This window comes from Klebsiella sp. D5A, from assembly GCF_001620885.1.
Lineage (GTDB): Bacteria > Pseudomonadota > Gammaproteobacteria > Enterobacterales > Enterobacteriaceae > Klebsiella > Klebsiella variicola.
The window spans coordinates 581,603-597,877 of record NZ_KV407481.1; the positions used below are offsets into that span (position 1 = coordinate 581,603).

Genomic DNA, 16,275 nt, shown 5'->3' on the forward strand with positions numbered 1-16,275 from the left:
GGCCCGGCGCGAACCGGGCGAAGATCAAGAGATATCGGCGACCGACTGGCGCGGGATCAGGCGGCCAGCCAGCGAGCGGCCCTCGGCGGTGAAGGTTGGCCGGTCGTCAATCAGGCTGCGAATACGCTGAATACAGTTATCCAGCAGCGCCTCCAGTGGCCAGGAGATGCAGGTCAGCGGCGGGTAGAGCAGCGAGGCGAGCGGGGAATCCTCAAGGCTCAACAGGGAGACCTCCTGCGGGACGGCGATGGTGAATTCGCGTAACAGACGCATCGCCTCAGCCGCGTAGCGGTCGCGTTTAACGATAATGACTGAGTATTTACTGAAGCTGTTAATTAAGGTCAGCAGCGCCTGCTCGACGTCATCGTTGGCCGTCAGCACCAGCTGGCGGTTAAAAGGAATGGAGTAGTTTTGCAGGACGTTGCGGTAGCCTTCCAGCATCTGACGGCTGGCATCGTCGCTATCGCTGTCCATCAGCAGGGCGATGTTGCGGTGTCCCTTGCCAATCACATAGCGGCAGGCGCTTTCGGTGGCGAAGGCGAAGTCGTAGCCCTGGCTGTTGCTCCCGGCGACGCCGAAGCGGTCAAAGGCGATAACGTTGCGCGGCGCGTCGGCGGCAACGGCGCCCAGCACCACCACCGCCACGCACTGGCGCTGCAGATCGTCGATCACCGCCGCCTGCTCTACCGGATCGCTGACATACTGGACCAGCAGGCTTTTATTCAGCCCTTTCAGCGCCTGAGAGAGCAGCGGCAGCAGACGCGCGCCGTGGCTTTCGTCCTGCGCGGAAATCACCAGACCAACGTGGCTGGATGTCTGACTGGCGAGGTTTTGCGCGGCAAAGCTAGGGCGATAGTTGAGTTCTTCAACGGCCCGCAGCACAGCTTCCCGGCTCTCTTCGCGCACGCCCCGGGTGCCGGTCAGCACGCGGGAAACCGTCGCTCTTGAGACATTCGCTAATCTTGAAACATCATCAATCGTTGGCATGGCTTTTTCTGTCTGAACATTTTCGCCTAGCTTAACATACCTGCTGAAAAAAGTGTCTACCGCTGCCCGTCCGCGGCGCCGGGCAGACGGGGCAGCCAGGCCGCGCCGCGCACGCCGCTGGCGTCGCCGAAGCGGGCCGGTTTGATCTGCGTGCGGCAGGTGTCGGAGAAGATCCACGGCACGATGGCGGCAGGCAGATCGCGATAGATCTGGCTGACGTTGGACAGACCGCCGCCCAGCACAATCACCTGCGGGTCGAGAATATTGATCACCGACGCCAGGCTACGGGCAAAGGCATCGATAAAGTGTCGCCAGTGGGCCAGCGCGCGCGGATCGCCGTTTTGCGCCGCGGCGACAATGGCTTCCGCACGGGCTTGTTCCCCATAGCGGCGGGCGAAGCCGGTGCCGGAGAGAAAGCTTTCGATGCAGTTCGTTTTGCCGCAGTAGCAGGGCTGCGGCGGACCATCGCGCTCAGGAGTATAGCCCGGCAGCGGATTATGCCCCCACTCCCCGGCGATAGCGTTGGGGCCGCTGAGCAGTTGTTGATGAACGGCGATCCCCCCGCCGCAGCCGGTACCGATAATCACCCCGAAGACGGTGGAGGCCCCGGCGCCGGCGCCATCTACCGCCTCCGAAAGGGTGAAGCAGTCGGCATCGTTTGCCATCCACACCGGCTGGCCAAGCTGCTGCATGATATCCCGGCGCAGATCGTGACCGTTGAGCACCAGGCAGTTGCAGTTTTTAATGCGTCCGCTTTGCGGATCGATAGCCCCGGGCAGGCCGATCCCCAGGGTGAACGGCTGCGGGCTGACCGCGCGAATATCGGCAATCAGGGTCAGCAGCTGACGCATAAAGGCGTCATAGCTCTCTTTGTGGGTCGGCCGGCGCAGGCGCTGGACGCATTCGCCTGCCGGGTCCAGCAGTACGGCTTCCATTTTGGTGCCGCCAATATCTATTCCAAGATGTAACATAGTGACCTCGGGGAATCAGACCCGGCCAGCGTGCCTGGCCGGGGAACGCGCTAGGCGTGAAGTGGTTGCGCGCGGTAAATCGCAATCAGTTCGGCAATCAGCTCTTTCGCCAGAATGGAGGTCATCAGGTGATCCTGAGCATGGACCATTACCAGCGTCATTTTGGTTTTTCCCTCGCCTTCGTCAGCTTCGATAAGCTGGGTCTGTACAAGGTGAGCTTCGCGGGAATAGTGCGCCGCTTCCTGCATTTTGGCGTCGGCGGTGGCGAAATCACCCGCTTTAGCGGCGTGCAGCGCTTCGTAGCACAGACTACGTGACTGGCCGGCGTTGATGATGATCCCCATCACCTGTTCTTCTAATTCCATGATTATCCTCTGAATCGTTAGCGTTAAGCGGTTTGCGCCGCGTTGTCAGCCTGGCCGACGGCGTTTTCACGCTCCTGGGCCAGCAGCTGTTTTTCGTAAGCTTTGAGAAATGGCAGGTACATCACCATGGCGGTGGCCATACAAATGAGGCACAGGATCACCGGGCTAAAGCTCCAGTTCGCCGCCCACGAGGCGCCGATGGGCGCCGGCGTTGTCCACGGCGTCATCGATACTACGCGGCTGACGAGATCCAGCTTCAGCGCAAAGTACGCCAGGGTCGCGTTGACCATCGGCACCAGCACGAACGGCAGGAAAAACAGCGGATTCATGATGATCGGCGCGCCGAACAGGATCGGTTCGTTAATATTGAATACCCCCGGCACGACCCCCATCCGGCCAATCGTCCGCAGATGCACGGCCTTGCTGCGCAGCAGCATCAGCGCCAGCGGCAGGGTGGAGCCGACGCCGCCGATCAGCAGATAGTGATCCCAGAAGCCCTGGACATAGATGTGCGGAATAGCGGTGCCTGCCGCCATGGCCGCCTGATTGACCGACAGGTTGGCCATCCAGAAGGGATTCATGATCCCGGTGACGATCAGCGCGCCGTGGATCCCGGCGAACCACAGTACCTGACAGACCAGCACTGACAACAGAATGGCCGGCAGCGTATCGGAAGCCGCGACCAGCGGTTTGACCAGCGACATGATCGCTTCCGGAATGATCATCCCCAGCTGAGCCTCGATAAACAGGTTCAGCGGATGCAGCGTCAGAATGATCGCCAGCACCGGGATCAGGATCTCGAACGAGCGCGCCACCCCGGCAGGCACTTCCGGCGGCAGGCGAATGGTGATGTTATGCCGCTTGAGGAAGGCGTACAGCTCGGTGGAATAGATGGCCACCAGAATGGCGGTGAAGATCCCCTGGCCGGAGAAGTAGGCCGTAGAGATCTGGCCATCTTTCAGCGGCGCGGCCACCAGCAGAAACGACATCAGCGACAGCATCCCGGCGGTCAGCGAGTCCAGGTGATGGTGCTTGGCGAGGCTGGCGGCGATCCCGACGGCAATGAACAGGGTCATCACCCCCATGCTGAAGTTGAACGGCAGCATCAGCGCATCGCGATGATCGAGCGAAAATTGCAGCCAGGCGCGGGCAAAGCCCCACGTCGTATCCGGAGAAAACGGCGGAAAGATAAATACCAGCAAAAACGAGCCGACGATCATAAAGGGCAGGGCGGTGATAAAACCGTCGCGGATCGAGGTCACGTATTTTTGCTGGCCGATCGCGCCGGCCAGCGGCGTGATCTGCCGTTCGATCACATCGATCAATTTAGCGTACAGAGAGCTCATGATCTTTCCTTAGTTCTTGTTTTTGATGAGGGAAAGGGCGAAATCAAGGACCGCGGCGCCTTTTTGCATGCCGTAGTCCATCATATTGATGGGTTCGACGCGGATACCGTATTTATCCGCCTGTTTTTGCAGATCCTGCTGCATGTATTTCACCTGCGGCCCCAGCAGCACCACCTGATAATGGCCAACCTGTTCGGCGAACTCCGCTACGCCATAGGCATTGATCTCTACCGGCAGGCCCCGCTGTTCGGCTTCGGCAATCATTTTTTTCATCAGCAGGCTGGTGGACATGCCTGCCGAACAACACAACATTATTTTTTTCATAAGTACCGCTCCTGATGAGGTTGGATGAGCGGACTATAGTCAAAATGGATGCATTACGGAAAGCGCTTTCCGTTTGTGGATTTATTAATTGTGACCATGATCACCTATGGCAGGCTTTCACTTTCCGGTGTTGTGGGCGATCATCCCGGCGAGACAACCATTCGCAAAGGTAGGAGTATGAACATTCAGTTAATGAATGTGGCCGTGGACATCATCGAGCAGCGGCTGGCGCCGCTGGCGAATGTTCTGACGCGCAACAACCACATTACGGCGATGCGCGATAGCTTTGCGCTGGCGATGCCCTTTGTGATTGTTGGCAGCCTGTTGGTGCCCATTTTGTTTCCGCCCGTTTCCATCGACGGCGCCTCGCGTTTCGGCCAGGTCTATTTGCTACTGCGGCCTATCCTGCTGCCGACCTTTCAGCTAACCATTGGCCTGGTGGCGCTGATTGTCGCCTTCGGCGCCAGCGCCAGTCTCGCCAAGCAGTACCGTCTGCCGGAACGGCTCTGCGGTTTAACCGGGTGTCTGGCTTTTCTGCTGTTTATCGGCTTTCGCGAGACTGCGGTGAGCAATGTTTATCTCGGCGGTATGGGGATATTTACCGCTCTGATATCCAGCACCTATTCCATTGAGATAATTCGCTTTTTCTACAAAAAAGGCTGGTGTATTCGCTTGCCTGATGAAGTGCCGCTGATGACCCGCAATGGCTTTCAACTGCTGATCCCGCTGCTGGTGGTGATGCTGTCGATAAGCGTGATGAATGCCATACTGCTGCAGACCACCGGACGCATCGTACCGGAGTTGATCAGCGAAGCGGTGCGGCCGCTGGTGCTGGCGTCCGACACGCTGATGGCGGTACTGATCTCTTTATTTATCTGTAACTTACTCTGGTTTATCGGTATCCACGGCGCGCTGATCATCACCGGGATCATGAACCCCTTCTGGATGACCTATCTGTTTGAAAATCAGCAGGCGCTGGCGGCGGGTTCGCCAACGCTGCCGCATATTTATCTGCAGGGGTTCTGGGATTTTTACCTGCTGATCGGCGGTATTGGCTCCACTTTGCCGCTGGTGCTGATGGCGATGCGCAGCCGCTCGCGGCAGCTGAAAAGCGTGGCAAAAATTGGCCTGCTGCCGTCGCTGTTTAATATCAACGAGCCAATACTGTTTGGTTTTCCGGTAATCATGAACCCGGTTTTTTTACTGCCGTTTCTCTTTGTTCCGCTGATAAATGCCTGTATCGCATGGTATTTAACTCAGCTGGGTATCCTCGACCGCGCGGTGGCGATGCTGCCATGGTCTATGCCTTCCCCGCTGGGGGCAGCATGGTCGGCGAACGGTAGCTGGAAAAATTTGTGCATGAGCCTGTTCGCGATGTTTAACGCCTGGATGCTCTATCGCCCCTTCTTCAAAGTGTACGAACGCCAGCTCGCGGAAACCGAACGCTGACCCCCTCGCCGTCGGCGGCTTATCCCCCGGCGGCACTCATTCACCTGCTCCTCCTTCCGCTCTGCTGCCGGCTCCCGGCGGCATTCTTGTTATTTTATGTGATCAGTCTCACGAATATATTCGTCGCGGAGCGAATTTTGTGAACCAGATAGGCAATTATGGAAAGCGCTTTCCATTAACGGATGTACATTTCCATTTTTGATCCGTAAATTTCCCCTCCGTTATCGGTTCGTGTTAACAAACATAACGTGGGAAAAAAATAATGATAAAGCTGAAACATTCAATACCTCTGGCTCTCCTCTCGCTGGCAGGGGCCAGCAGCCTGGCCTGCGCCGATCCGAAGTATGATTTTGCGCTGCATGGCTATATCCGCTCCGGGATCCTGGCGAACTCCGATGGCAACCGCGCGGACTCCGTCGGCCTGATGCCGGACGGTAAGTGGCGACTGGGCAACGAAGAAGACACCAAGATCGAACTGATCCCCACCGTGACGCTGACGGCGGACAGCGGCGTGGTGGCGAAAGTGCAGGCCAACCTCACTCATCAGTCGAAATGCACCTCCGACTGGAACTGTCAGGATGACGATGGCCATGACGTACAGTTTCGCGAAGGGTTCGCCGAGCTGAGCAATCTGGATTTTGCGCCGGAGATGACCTTCTGGGCCGGTAAGCGCTACAGCAGCTCCAACACCTCCAGCCATCAGTTCGACTGGGAGTACATTCAGTACAACGGCACCGGCGGCGGCTTCGACAACATGGATCTCGGCTTCGCCCGCTTCGACGCCGGGGTGTACGCCTTTTCACCCACCGATGAAACCAAAGCCTACCCGGTGGATAAGGGAGATCAGGGCTACCCGGATGACTATTCCCTCAACCTGTGGCTGAAAAAGATCGCGGGGACAGGCTTCGATCTGGAGCTGATCGGCCACCATATGAACCGTAACGAAAACCACCCGACTTCCGCCGAGAAGGGCTATGGCGTGACCGGTATTTATAACTTTGACGGTTTCTATGGTCTGACCGGAGGCTACTCCCGCCTTGCATTGCAGTACGGGAAAGGGCTGGCGGCGGGTGACTCACTGGGTAAAAACGGCTGGGGATGGGCCAATCTGGAAAACACTCAGTCCTGGCGAGTGGTGCTGGATAGCGTGGCCTCGATGGGCGACCTGGATATCTCGACCTTCGCTTTCTGGCAGAAAGATAAAAACTACCGCTGGTGGACGGAAGATGACCATGGCTGGGGACGCTCGATGTGGGTCGCCGGTATCCGCCCTTATCATCAGATTACCCGCAACTTTGCCATGCAGTACGAGCTGGGCTACGAATACCTGGATGACAAAAACTACAAAGGGGTAAACGGCAAAGGCAAAGGCGGCCTGACCAAAGTCACCGTTGCGCCAACGCTGACCTTTGACTCCGGTTTCTGGGCACGCCCGCAGCTGCGCTTCTTCGTCACCTACGCGAAGTGGGATAAAGGTGTCTCCGATGCGCTGGACGGCAACTACAACTGGGATACCAATACCATCACCGCGGGCGGGTATTCCCGCAGTGGCTCTACCGACACCGTTAACTTCGGCGTACAGGCCGAGGTCTGGTTCTAAGGAGAGACAACGATGAAGCCGATGAAAAACCTGCTGCTGATGGGGCTGCTGTCCGCGCTGGGGGCCGGCGGGGCGCTGGCCGCCGAGCGCTCGCACTTTACGCACTTTATCACTCGCGACGGCGCCACCCTCAAGGACGGCGACAAGGTGTTTCGTTTCGCCGGGATCCACGCGCCGGAGCTGCACCGCATTGAAGACGACGCCCGCGGCCCCTGCAGAGCAGACCCGCGCGGCTGGGGACAATACTTTAAATGGCCAACGGCGCAGGAGCAGCAAAACTGGATCCAGGCGATGGTGCAAACCGGGGCGAAAGCCCAGCGCGTCTACGTGCTGTCGGTGCAGCAGGAATTTGATAAAGCCTGCGGGCGCGAGACCCATATTCTGGCGCCGGAAACGGCGGACGGCATGCCGCGGCTGAATGAGAAAGCCATGCGGGTGTATGACAACATGATTGCCGAAGCGGATAAACAGGGATTGCGACTGATCCTGCCGTTTATTGACCACTGGTGGTGGTGGGGCGGGCGTGAGCAGCTGGCGGCGTTCTACCACGAAAAAGCGGAAGACTTTTATCGGACCGATAGCAAGACCTTCAAAGCCTATCTGGATGTGATCCGCCAGGTTATCACCCGGACAAATACTGTCACCGGCCGCGCCTATTATGATGAAAAGGCGATCATGGCCTGGGAAACCGGTAACGAGCTGGAGGATACCAACGCCGATTTCCTGCATCAGACCGCGGCGTGGATTAAAAAATGGGCCCCTCATCAGCTGGTGGTAGATGGTACCTATAAGAAAATCAATTCCTTTGCGCTGACCGACCCCAATGTGGATATCGTCAGCAATCACTATTACACCAATGCCGATAATAACCATCCCGGGCAGGTGACGCAGGATCTGCGCGCCGTCGGCGGGCAAAAAGTCTATCTCGTCGGCGAGTTTGGCCTGCTGCCGGCGGATCAACTGAACGCCATTATGCAGTCGATTGTTCACAGCGAGGTCAACGGGGCGCAAGCCGCCGGCGGGCTTATCTGGGGCTTCCGCGGCCATCGTCACGACGGCGGCTTCTACTGGCATAAGGAGTCGACCGGGCACTACAGCTACCACCTGCCGGGGTTTGCCAAAGAAGGCGAAGCGAACCAGGAGCAGGCGGTGGTCGATCTGGTGCGCACGGCCGCGGCGCAGATGGCCGGGCAGCAGACGATGGCGCCGCTGCCGAAGCCGGACGCGCCTTTGCTGCGCGAGACCACCTCGCCCTTCGCGATCAACTGGATGGGAGCCGCGGTAGGACGCAGCTACGATGTTGAACGCGCCGACTCGCCGACCGGGCCGTGGACGGTGGTGGGCCGGGATATCTCCGATGGCGTTAACGAATGGAATCCGGAAACCATGGTTCTGTTCCGCGACGATTATCGTCAGCTTCAGCTCGGGCATACGTACTACTACCGGGTGACAGCGAAAAACGAGAGCGGTCATTCGGCTCCTTCCAATGTGATTAGCGTGCAGCATAGCGAGGAGAATCAGCCGCCGGTTGTCACGCTGGAACCGGCCCTAACCACCACGCAGGACCAGGGCGTCGAGCTTACGGCCAACTGGCAGGACGATGGCCTGCCGTCGCGAGAGGTTAAGGTGGGCTGGCAGCACGCCGGTGAGGGACAGGTGCATTTTTGCCATGCCGATCGGGCTCAAACCCGGGCCTGGTTTACGGCGCCAGGTACCTATGCGCTGACGTTCACGGCGGACGATGGGCTGCTGAAAAGCAGCAAAACCGTGACCGTGACGGTGGGCGAAGCGACGGGGAAAGCGCCAGCAGATTTTTGTCGTTATTACGGCGAAGTTTATGGCGTGGCTGAGGGTCGGCTGACGGTGATGAAGAGTGATAAAGACGCGCTGACAGTTGGCGAGGACGGCTTCCTCGGCCCATTTGCCAACGAGGGGGATAAGATCGGCTGGCAGGTGCAGGCGCCGTGGAGCGGTCAGTTCCTGCTCAATGTAACCTTCAACGGCAAATGGGGCGGTAAGCAGAACTCATTTGTCGTCAACGGGGGCGCTCCGCAGGCCGTGGCCTTCCCGCAGACGGATGAGCAGGGCCAGCAGTTGCGGATACCGGTGACGCTTAACGCGGGGACTAATCAGATTGACTTCGGCCGCTTCGCCGGCGACTGGGGCTATATGTTCATTAAATCGATCGAAGTGGTCGCAGAGTAGTACGTTCAGGCTGCGCCAGACGGGCGCAGCCTTTTTTCGAAGGAGAGGTTATGCAGCAATATCAGTTTCCGCAAGGGTTTCTATGGGGGGCGGCGGCGTCCGGCCCGCAAACGGAAGGGGTCACCAATAAGCGCCATCGTTCCATCTGGGATAGCTGGTTTGCCGAACAACCGGAGCGATTTTATCAGCAGGTAGGGCCGCAAACCGTATGTGATACTTATCATCAGTATCCGCAGGACGTGGCGCTAATGAAACAGACCGGCTTCAACTCGTTTCGCACCTCGATACAGTGGTCACGACTGATCGCTGATTTGGAAACCGGTGCGCCGGACCCGGACGCGGTGCGTTTTTATCACGCCTATCTCGATGAGATGATCGCCAACGGCATTGAGCCGATGATCAATCTCTACCACTTTGATATGCCGGAAGCGCTGCAGAAACAGTACGGCGGCTTTGAATCGGCGCACGTGGCCGAGCTGTTTGCCCGCTTTGCCCGCACCGCCTTTAGCCTGTTTGGCCATAAGGTTAAATACTGGATAACCTTCAACGAGCCGATTGTGCCGGTTGAGGGAGGCTACCTGTACGACTTCCACTATCCATGTAAGAAAGATGGCCGGCTGGCGGCGCAGGTGGCGTTTAACATTATGCTGGCGCACGCCAAAGCGGTAACGGTTTATCGTGAACTGGCGCTGGCGGGCGAGATCGGCGTGGTGCTCAACCTGACCCCGAGCTATACCCTCACCGACAGCGACGCGGATAAAAAAGCCGCCGGGTATGCCGACCTGTTTTTTAACCGCAGCTTCCTTGACCCGCTGGTAAAACATGAATTCCCCAAAGCGCTGTGCGAGATCCTCGCCGCCCACGATTGCCTGCCGACGACCAGCAAAGACGACGTGGCGTTGATCCTCAGCGCGGATATCGATTTTCTTGGGGTGAACTATTACGTGCCGCGGCGGGTAAAAGCGCGTGAGGGCGAATATGATCTCGATTATTTCACCCCGGAATACTATTTCGAAAACGCGGTGAACCCGCAGGGCCGCTTTAATCCCTATCGTGATAACAACGAGATCCTGCCGCAGGCGATCTATGACATTGCCGCCAATATTCGCGATAACTACGGCAACATTAAGTGGTATCTCGCGGAAATCGGCATCGCGATGGATCGACAATCAGAGGGAGAGCCCGGGGCGGACGGGGTGATAGACGATAATTTCCGCATCCAGCTGATGGAGGAGCATCTGGTGCAGCTGCACCGCGCCATTGCCGACGGCGCGAACTGCTTTGGCGTACACCAGTGGACGTTTATCGACAACTGGTCGTGGATCAATGCCTTCAAACGACGCTACGGCTTCTGGCGACTGGATCTGGAGACCGGCGAGCGACAGATAAAACGCAATGCGCTGTGGTTTGCCGAACTGGCGACCAGCAACGGTTTTACCAGCGATAAATAGCGCGCTGCGCCAGCGCTCCCTCTCACCGGCGCGGAAAGGGGGAGCGCGCGAGGTTACACCAGTTCGTCTTTATTAATACCCAGCCGCTTCATGCGCGACAGGAGCGTGGTGCGCTTGAGCCCCAGCCGCTGGGCGGCGCCTTTCGGCCCGGCCACCACGCCGTTGCTCTCCTTCAGCACCCGGACGATCAGCTGATATTCATCCTCACCTTCCTCAGGCAGGACCGCCGGCGTTCGAGGAACTTCCACGATCTCCCGCTCCGGCAGGGAGAGCTGCAGTACGTTGCCGCGGGTGAGTAACACCGCCCGTTCGATAACGTTTTCCAGCTCGCGCACGTTGCCCGGCCACTCCATCCGCGTCAGGGTGCGCAGGGTTTCCGCCGGAATGCTGTCGATGTTGCGCCCCATGCGGCGGGCGATTTTAAAGGTAAAGGCCTTCACCAGCAGCGGAATATCGTCGGGACGTTCGCGCAGCGGCGGCAGGTGGATGGGGAACACGTTGAGCCGATAGTAGAGATCGCTGCGGAATTCCCTGTCGATAACCATCTGCTTGAGATCACGGTTGGTGGCGGCGATCAGCCGGACGTCGGTCTGGATCAGCTTGTTGCTCCCCAGACGTTCGAACTCCTGCTCCTGGAGGACGCGCAGCAGTTTAGGTTGCAACTCCAGCGGCATATCGCCCACTTCATCAAGGAACAGGGAGCTTTTGTCCGCCAGCTCGAAGCGGCCGATACGCTGGGCGCTGGCCCCGGTGAACGCGCCGCGTTCGTGGCCGAACAGATCGCTCTCCAGCAGCCCGGCGGGCATCGCGGCGCAGTTCATCTTCACCATCCGTCGACCGTTACGCCCGCTGAGGTTGTGGATAGCGCGGGCGATAAGCTCTTTACCGGTGCCGGTTTCGCCGAGGATCAGCACGGTGCTGTCGCTGTGCGCCACCATCTCGACCTGTTTGAGCACATTGTTCATCGCCTCGCTGCGGCCGATGATCTCGCCGAATTCGCTCTCGACATTATTGAGCTGCTCGGTGAGGGCGAGGTTCTCATCCACCAGCCGCTCTTTCAGGCGCTGAATTTCGCGGTAGGCGAGGGCGTTATCGATAGCGATCGATACCCGCTCGGCGATCTGCCGCAGCAGCTTGAGATTGGTGGTGGTGAAGACCTGTTCGTCGCACTGCGCCAGCTTCAGCACCCCGAGCAGGGTATTGCCGGACATCAGCGGCAGCAGGCACAGGGTCTGGATCTTATTGCCCCACATCTCGAAGAGCATTTTCTCATACGGCGCGAGGGTGTCATGCTCGTGCAGGTTGAGCAGCAGCATCTCTTTGCTTTTGAACACGCGCTCGGTGAGGGTACCAGCTTCATCCACCTCGCTCTGGTCGTGAACCGGATGGCTGGCGTCAAGATAATGCGTGGAATAGATGTTGAGCTTCCCTTTGCGGTCGCTGCGCAGCACCACGCTGATGGCGTCGATCCGGAAGTAGCGATGGATCTCTTTCGCCACCTCGCTGACCAGCTCGTCGATATCCAGTCGCGAGAGCACCGCGTTGGTGATCGCCACCAGGATGCGAAAGTTGTCGCGCTCGTGGCACAGCAGATCGTAATCGACGTTATTGCTGACCCGGTTCTGAATTTGCTCGGTGACGACGGCGACGATCTGCGTGAAGGTATGCAGCCGCTGGAACTCTTTCTCGCTCCACGGCCGGTTGTCACGGCGCAGAAATTCACAGCCGCCGAAGATCCGCCCATCAGCCGCCAGCGGCAGCAGCGAGTAGTACCCGAACGGGCGATAGAGCCCGCTGCGGATAAGCTGCGGCCAGGTGTCGGCAAAGGTCTCGTGGTCGCAATGCAGCGCATCCGGCCGGGAGAGTAAGCGGCGCACCGGACCGTGGGCGAGCACGGTTTCGTCCTCGTAGCTCACCGGGTGACCGGCTTCATCGCAGGCGTACCTGGCCGCGCGGTGGTTACCCGCGTTCCACAGGATGATGGCCGCCTCGTCGGCGAGCGCAGACTGTTGCACCAGGCGGGTGAGAGTTTCGCTCAGCGCGGCCAGATCGGGCTGCTGTAATAAAAGCCGGGTGATATCGAACAGCCCTTGCTGGCCGAGATCGCTCATCGGTGTATACGACATTGCTTACGTCCAAAATGCGCCGACAACGTGGCGCATAAGAAAATGATGGTACAAATAATAGTATGTTAATAAAGCGGTTATTGCCGCTTTAACCCTGGCTCGCGCTGCGCTTAGCCGGGCTACGTGCGCGCAGTTTTGTAGCCCGGATAAGGCGCCAGCCGCTATCCGGGACCCGACGCCGTCGTTAACAAATTCTCGGCAGCGGCTCGGCGTGGGGAAGATCGAGCGTACGCTTCACGCCGTACAGCCCAACGGAACGCACGCCCGGGCGGTCGACCACTTCGCCGATTATCGCCGCATCGCGTCCCAGTGGGTGAGACCGCAAATGCGCTAGCACGTTTTCCGCGGCCTCGCGGGCGACGGCGAGCACCAGTTTGCCTTCATTGGCGAAGTTCAGGGCGTCCAGCCCAAGCAGTTCGCAGACGCCGCGCACCGTATCGTTGACCGGCAGCGTTGCCTCCTGCAGTTCGATGCCGCAGCCGCTGGCGGCGGCGAACTCATGGGCGACGGCATTGACCCCGCCGCGGGTGGCGTCGCGCAGAGCTTTCACTCCACTCAGTGGCCGCAGGGTCTGGATAAGCGGCGTCAGCACCGCGCAATCGCTGGACAGCGCGCCGTCCAGCCCCATCTGCTCGCGCAGGTTAAGGATGGTGGCGCCATGATCCCCCAGCGTGCCGCTGACCAGTAGCACATCACCGGCGCTAATCTGCTGCGTCCCCCAGCGAACGTCCGCCGGGATGGCGCCGATGCCGGCGGTGTTAATAAACAGCTTATCCGCCGCGCCGCGCGGCACCACTTTAGTGTCGCCGGTGACGATGGCGATCCCTGCCGCCCGGGCGGTGTCGGCCATGCTGGCGACCACCGCTTCCAGGGTGGCCATCTCCAGCCCCTCTTCGAGAATAAAGCCGCAGGAAAGATAGCGGGGGATGGCGCCGCTGACCGCCACATCGTTGGCGGTACCGCAGACGGCCAGCTTGCCGATATTGCCGCCGGGAAAGAACAGCGGGTCAATCACGTAGCTGTCGGTGGAGAAGGCGAGGCGGTCCCCCTGGGCGGCGAGCGCCGCCAGATCGAGGCGCGCCTGATCCTCCTGCTCCGCCAGCCAGGGGTTGGCGAAGGCCTGCATAAACAGGTCGCCGATCAGCTGCTGCATTGCCTGACCGCCGCTACCGTGGGCTAACTGGACGCTTTTCATGCTTCATTTTCCTGACTGCGATATTGATACCAGGCGGCGCAGGCCCCTTCTGAGGAGACCATCAGCGCGCCAAAGGCGCTTTGCGGATTGCAGGTGCGGGCGAAGAGCGGGCACTGGTGCGGTTTACAGCGGCCGGTCAGCACCTCGCCGCAGCGGGCCCGCGGGTCGTCGCACACGCGCTGCGGCGCCGGGCGGAAATGCGCCTCGGCATCGAAGCGCTGATAGGCTGGCGTAAGCTGCACGCCGGAGTCGCTAATGACCCCCAGGCCGCGCCATTCGCTGTCGCCATCCAGGCGAAAGACGTCGGCCATCGCCGCTTGCGCCAGCGGGTTGCCGGCATCCGGCACCACGCGACGGTACTGATTTTCCACATCGCTGCGCTGCGCTATTGTCTGCTCAACCAGCATCACCGCGCCTTGCAGTAGATCAAGCGGTTCGAAACCAGCGACCACTAAAGGACGATGATAGTCGCTGGCGATAAAGCCGTAGGCTTCGGTGCCGATCACCATACTGACGTGGCCCGGGGCGAGAAAGGCGTCGATACTGTTGTCCGGCTGATCCAGCAGGCTGCGCAGGGTCGGCAGCAGGGTGATGTGCTGGCAAAAAAAGTAGAAGTTATCGACGTTGCGCTCCCGCGCCTGACGCAGGGTGAGGGCGGTGGCGGGCATGGTGGTTTCGAAACCGAGGCCGAAAAAGACCACCTCACGCTGCGGGTTTTGCTGCGCCAGCCGCAGGGCGTCCATCGGCGAGTAAACGATGCGGACATCGGCGCCGCGGGATTTCGCCTGCAGCAGCGAGCCGTTTTTACCTGGCACGCGCATGGCGTCGCCGAAGGTGCAGAAGATGACCCCCGGACGGCTGGCAATCTCAATGCAGGCATCGATGCGCCCCATCGGCAGGACGCACACCGGGCAGCCTGGCCCATGAATAAATTCGATATTCTCCGGCAACAGCTGGTCGAGCCCGAATTTAAAAATGGCATGAGTATGGCCGCCGCAGACCTCCATGATGCGTAGCGGTCGCGCGGCGGTGTGCGGCAGCAGACGCGCACGCTGCTGAAGATGCGCCACCAGCTGCATCACCTGTTCGGGGGCGCGGTATTCGTCAACGTAACGCATTATCGCTCCTCGCCATACAGCAGCGCGCCGACGTCCGGCTCCACATCGAACATATTTTGCAGCGCCTCGAGAGTGTCGCGCGCTTCGGCTTCATTGATCACGCTCATGGCGAACCCAACGTGCACCAGCACCCACTGGCCGAGACGCGTCTGACCCTGCTCGTCAACGGCGCCCACCAGCGTCAGGTCGACGTCGCGCTGAATGCCACAGACTTCCACCTTCGCCAGCACGCCGTCGATGGCGCAAATTTGTCCCGGAATGCCTATGCACATCGCTGCGTCTCCAGCCAGGTGAGCCACTGCTCCATGCCTTCGCCGCTGGTGGCCGAGAGGAGAATAATCTCAATATGCGGATTGACCTCACGGGCGCAGGCCAGGCACTTCTCAACGTCGAAATTGAGATACGGCAGCAGGTCGACTTTGTTGAGCAGCATCAGGCTGGCGGCGGCAAACATATGTGGATATTTCAGCGGCTTGTCTTCGCCTTCGGTGACCGACAGCACTGCCACCTTATGGCGTTCGCCAAGATCAAAGCTGGCCGGGCAGACCAGGTTGCCGACGTTTTCGATAAACAGAATGCCGTGGTCAGCCAGCGGCAGGCGCGGGGCGGCGTCGGCGATCATCTGGGCATCGAGATGGCAGCCTTTCCCGGTATTGACCTGAATCGCCGGGGTGCCGGTGGCGCGAATGCGGGCGGCGTCATTGACCGTTTGCTGATCGCCTTCAATCACCGCGCAGTCGGCGCGTCCTTTCAGCCGGGTGAGGGTTTCGGTCAGCAGGGTGGTTTTACCGGAGCCGGGGCTGGAAACCAGATTCAGCACCAGCTGCTGTTTCGCCGCAAAGCGTGCGCGGTTGCGCGCCGCCAGACGGTTGTTTTTATCCAGCACGTCGATCTCCACTTCCAGCATCCGCCGCTGGCTCTGCCCCGGGGCGTGAGTCCCAGCTTCGCCATGGCCGTAATGCAGGTCGCCCTCTGGCGTGCGGGTGGGGGCGAAGTGATCGGTTTTGACACCGGTGATGGTCATCGTCTGGCGTGGGGCGGGCGCGAAGGGGGCGCTGCGGAACGCGGAATGCGGGTTTCGTTCGTCTCCTTCAATATAGAGGTTGCCTTCGCCACAGCCGCATGTTGTACACATAGT

At 59.6% G+C, this 16,275-nt stretch carries 14 protein-coding genes; 4 read left to right on the forward strand and 10 right to left on the reverse strand.

Annotated features, from left to right (window positions below; translation table 11 throughout):
• Nucleotides 1-24: 24 nt before the first annotated feature.
• The 5 genes from AS136_RS02845 to AS136_RS02865 are packed head-to-tail and all read right to left on the reverse strand — an operon-like array spanning nt 25 to nt 3,993.
• A complete protein-coding gene (locus AS136_RS02845; protein ID WP_008806194.1) occupies nt 25-987 on the reverse strand; it encodes a LacI family DNA-binding transcriptional regulator in 963 nt (320 codons plus the stop codon).
• 56 nt (nt 988-1,043) lie between these two features.
• Nucleotides 1,044-1,958 (reverse strand): ROK family protein, encoded by a 915-nt coding sequence (locus AS136_RS02850; protein WP_012540756.1) that lies wholly within the window; start codon nt 1,956-1,958, stop codon nt 1,044-1,046.
• 50 nt (nt 1,959-2,008) lie between these two features.
• The gene (locus AS136_RS02855) at nt 2,009-2,323 is read right to left on the reverse strand and encodes a PTS lactose/cellobiose transporter subunit IIA (RefSeq protein ID WP_002914983.1); all 315 of its coding nucleotides are present in this window, start codon (nt 2,321-2,323) and stop codon (nt 2,009-2,011) included.
• 23 nt (nt 2,324-2,346) lie between these two features.
• A complete protein-coding gene (locus AS136_RS02860) occupies nt 2,347-3,669 on the reverse strand; it encodes a PTS cellobiose transporter subunit IIC (protein WP_004145789.1) in 1,323 nt (440 codons plus the stop codon).
• Nucleotides 3,670-3,678: 9 nt separating this feature from the next.
• Nucleotides 3,679-3,993: a PTS sugar transporter subunit IIB gene (locus AS136_RS02865; RefSeq protein WP_023323181.1), complete on the reverse strand. Its 315-nt coding sequence runs from the start codon at nt 3,991-3,993 to the stop codon at nt 3,679-3,681.
• A 177-nt stretch (nt 3,994-4,170) separates the two neighbouring features.
• Here AS136_RS02865 and AS136_RS02870 point away from each other — a divergent pair, with 177 nt between their 5' ends.
• The 4 genes from AS136_RS02870 (at nt 4,171) to AS136_RS02885 (ending at nt 10,698) form a co-directional block, all read left to right on the forward strand.
• Nucleotides 4,171-5,442 carry a PTS sugar transporter subunit IIC gene (locus AS136_RS02870; protein WP_004151052.1) on the forward strand — a complete coding sequence of 424 codons (1,272 nt, stop codon included), beginning with the start codon at nt 4,171-4,173 and terminating at the stop codon, nt 5,440-5,442.
• A 262-nt stretch (nt 5,443-5,704) separates the two neighbouring features.
• Nucleotides 5,705-7,042 carry a maltoporin gene (locus AS136_RS02875; protein ID WP_023323180.1) on the forward strand — a complete coding sequence of 446 codons (1,338 nt, stop codon included), beginning with the start codon at nt 5,705-5,707 and terminating at the stop codon, nt 7,040-7,042.
• A 12-nt stretch (nt 7,043-7,054) separates the two neighbouring features.
• Nucleotides 7,055-9,247 (forward strand): CBM35 domain-containing protein, encoded by a 2,193-nt coding sequence (locus tag AS136_RS02880; RefSeq protein ID WP_023323179.1) that lies wholly within the window; start codon nt 7,055-7,057, stop codon nt 9,245-9,247.
• 50 nt (nt 9,248-9,297) lie between these two features.
• The gene (locus AS136_RS02885) at nt 9,298-10,698 is read left to right on the forward strand and encodes a glycoside hydrolase family 1 protein (RefSeq protein WP_023323178.1); all 1,401 of its coding nucleotides are present in this window, start codon (nt 9,298-9,300) and stop codon (nt 10,696-10,698) included.
• Between the two features lie 53 nt (nt 10,699-10,751).
• Here the strand turns inward: AS136_RS02885 and flhA are convergent, their stop codons facing one another.
• From flhA to hypB, 5 genes are all read right to left on the reverse strand, one after another.
• Nucleotides 10,752-12,824: a formate hydrogenlyase transcriptional activator FlhA gene (gene flhA, locus AS136_RS02890; RefSeq protein ID WP_008806189.1), complete on the reverse strand. Its 2,073-nt coding sequence runs from the start codon at nt 12,822-12,824 to the stop codon at nt 10,752-10,754.
• Between the two features lie 184 nt (nt 12,825-13,008).
• Nucleotides 13,009-14,019 (reverse strand): hydrogenase expression/formation protein HypE, encoded by a 1,011-nt coding sequence (gene hypE, locus AS136_RS02895; RefSeq protein ID WP_008806188.1) that lies wholly within the window; start codon nt 14,017-14,019, stop codon nt 13,009-13,011.
• A complete protein-coding gene (gene hypD, locus AS136_RS02900; protein ID WP_012967355.1) occupies nt 14,016-15,137 on the reverse strand; it encodes a hydrogenase formation protein HypD in 1,122 nt (373 codons plus the stop codon). Before hypD ends, hypE begins: the two co-directional genes overlap by 4 nt.
• Complete coding sequence (locus AS136_RS02905; RefSeq protein WP_022064696.1) at nt 15,137-15,409, reverse strand: HypC/HybG/HupF family hydrogenase formation chaperone; 273 nt, start codon at nt 15,407-15,409, stop codon at nt 15,137-15,139. Before AS136_RS02905 ends, hypD begins: the two co-directional genes overlap by 1 nt.
• On the reverse strand, nt 15,400-16,272 hold the full coding sequence (gene hypB / locus AS136_RS02910; protein ID WP_008806186.1) for a hydrogenase nickel incorporation protein HypB: 873 nt from the start codon (nt 16,270-16,272) through the stop codon (nt 15,400-15,402). The genes AS136_RS02905 and hypB overlap by 10 nt, the downstream gene beginning before the upstream one ends.
• Between the last annotated feature and the right edge of the window lie 3 nt (nt 16,273-16,275).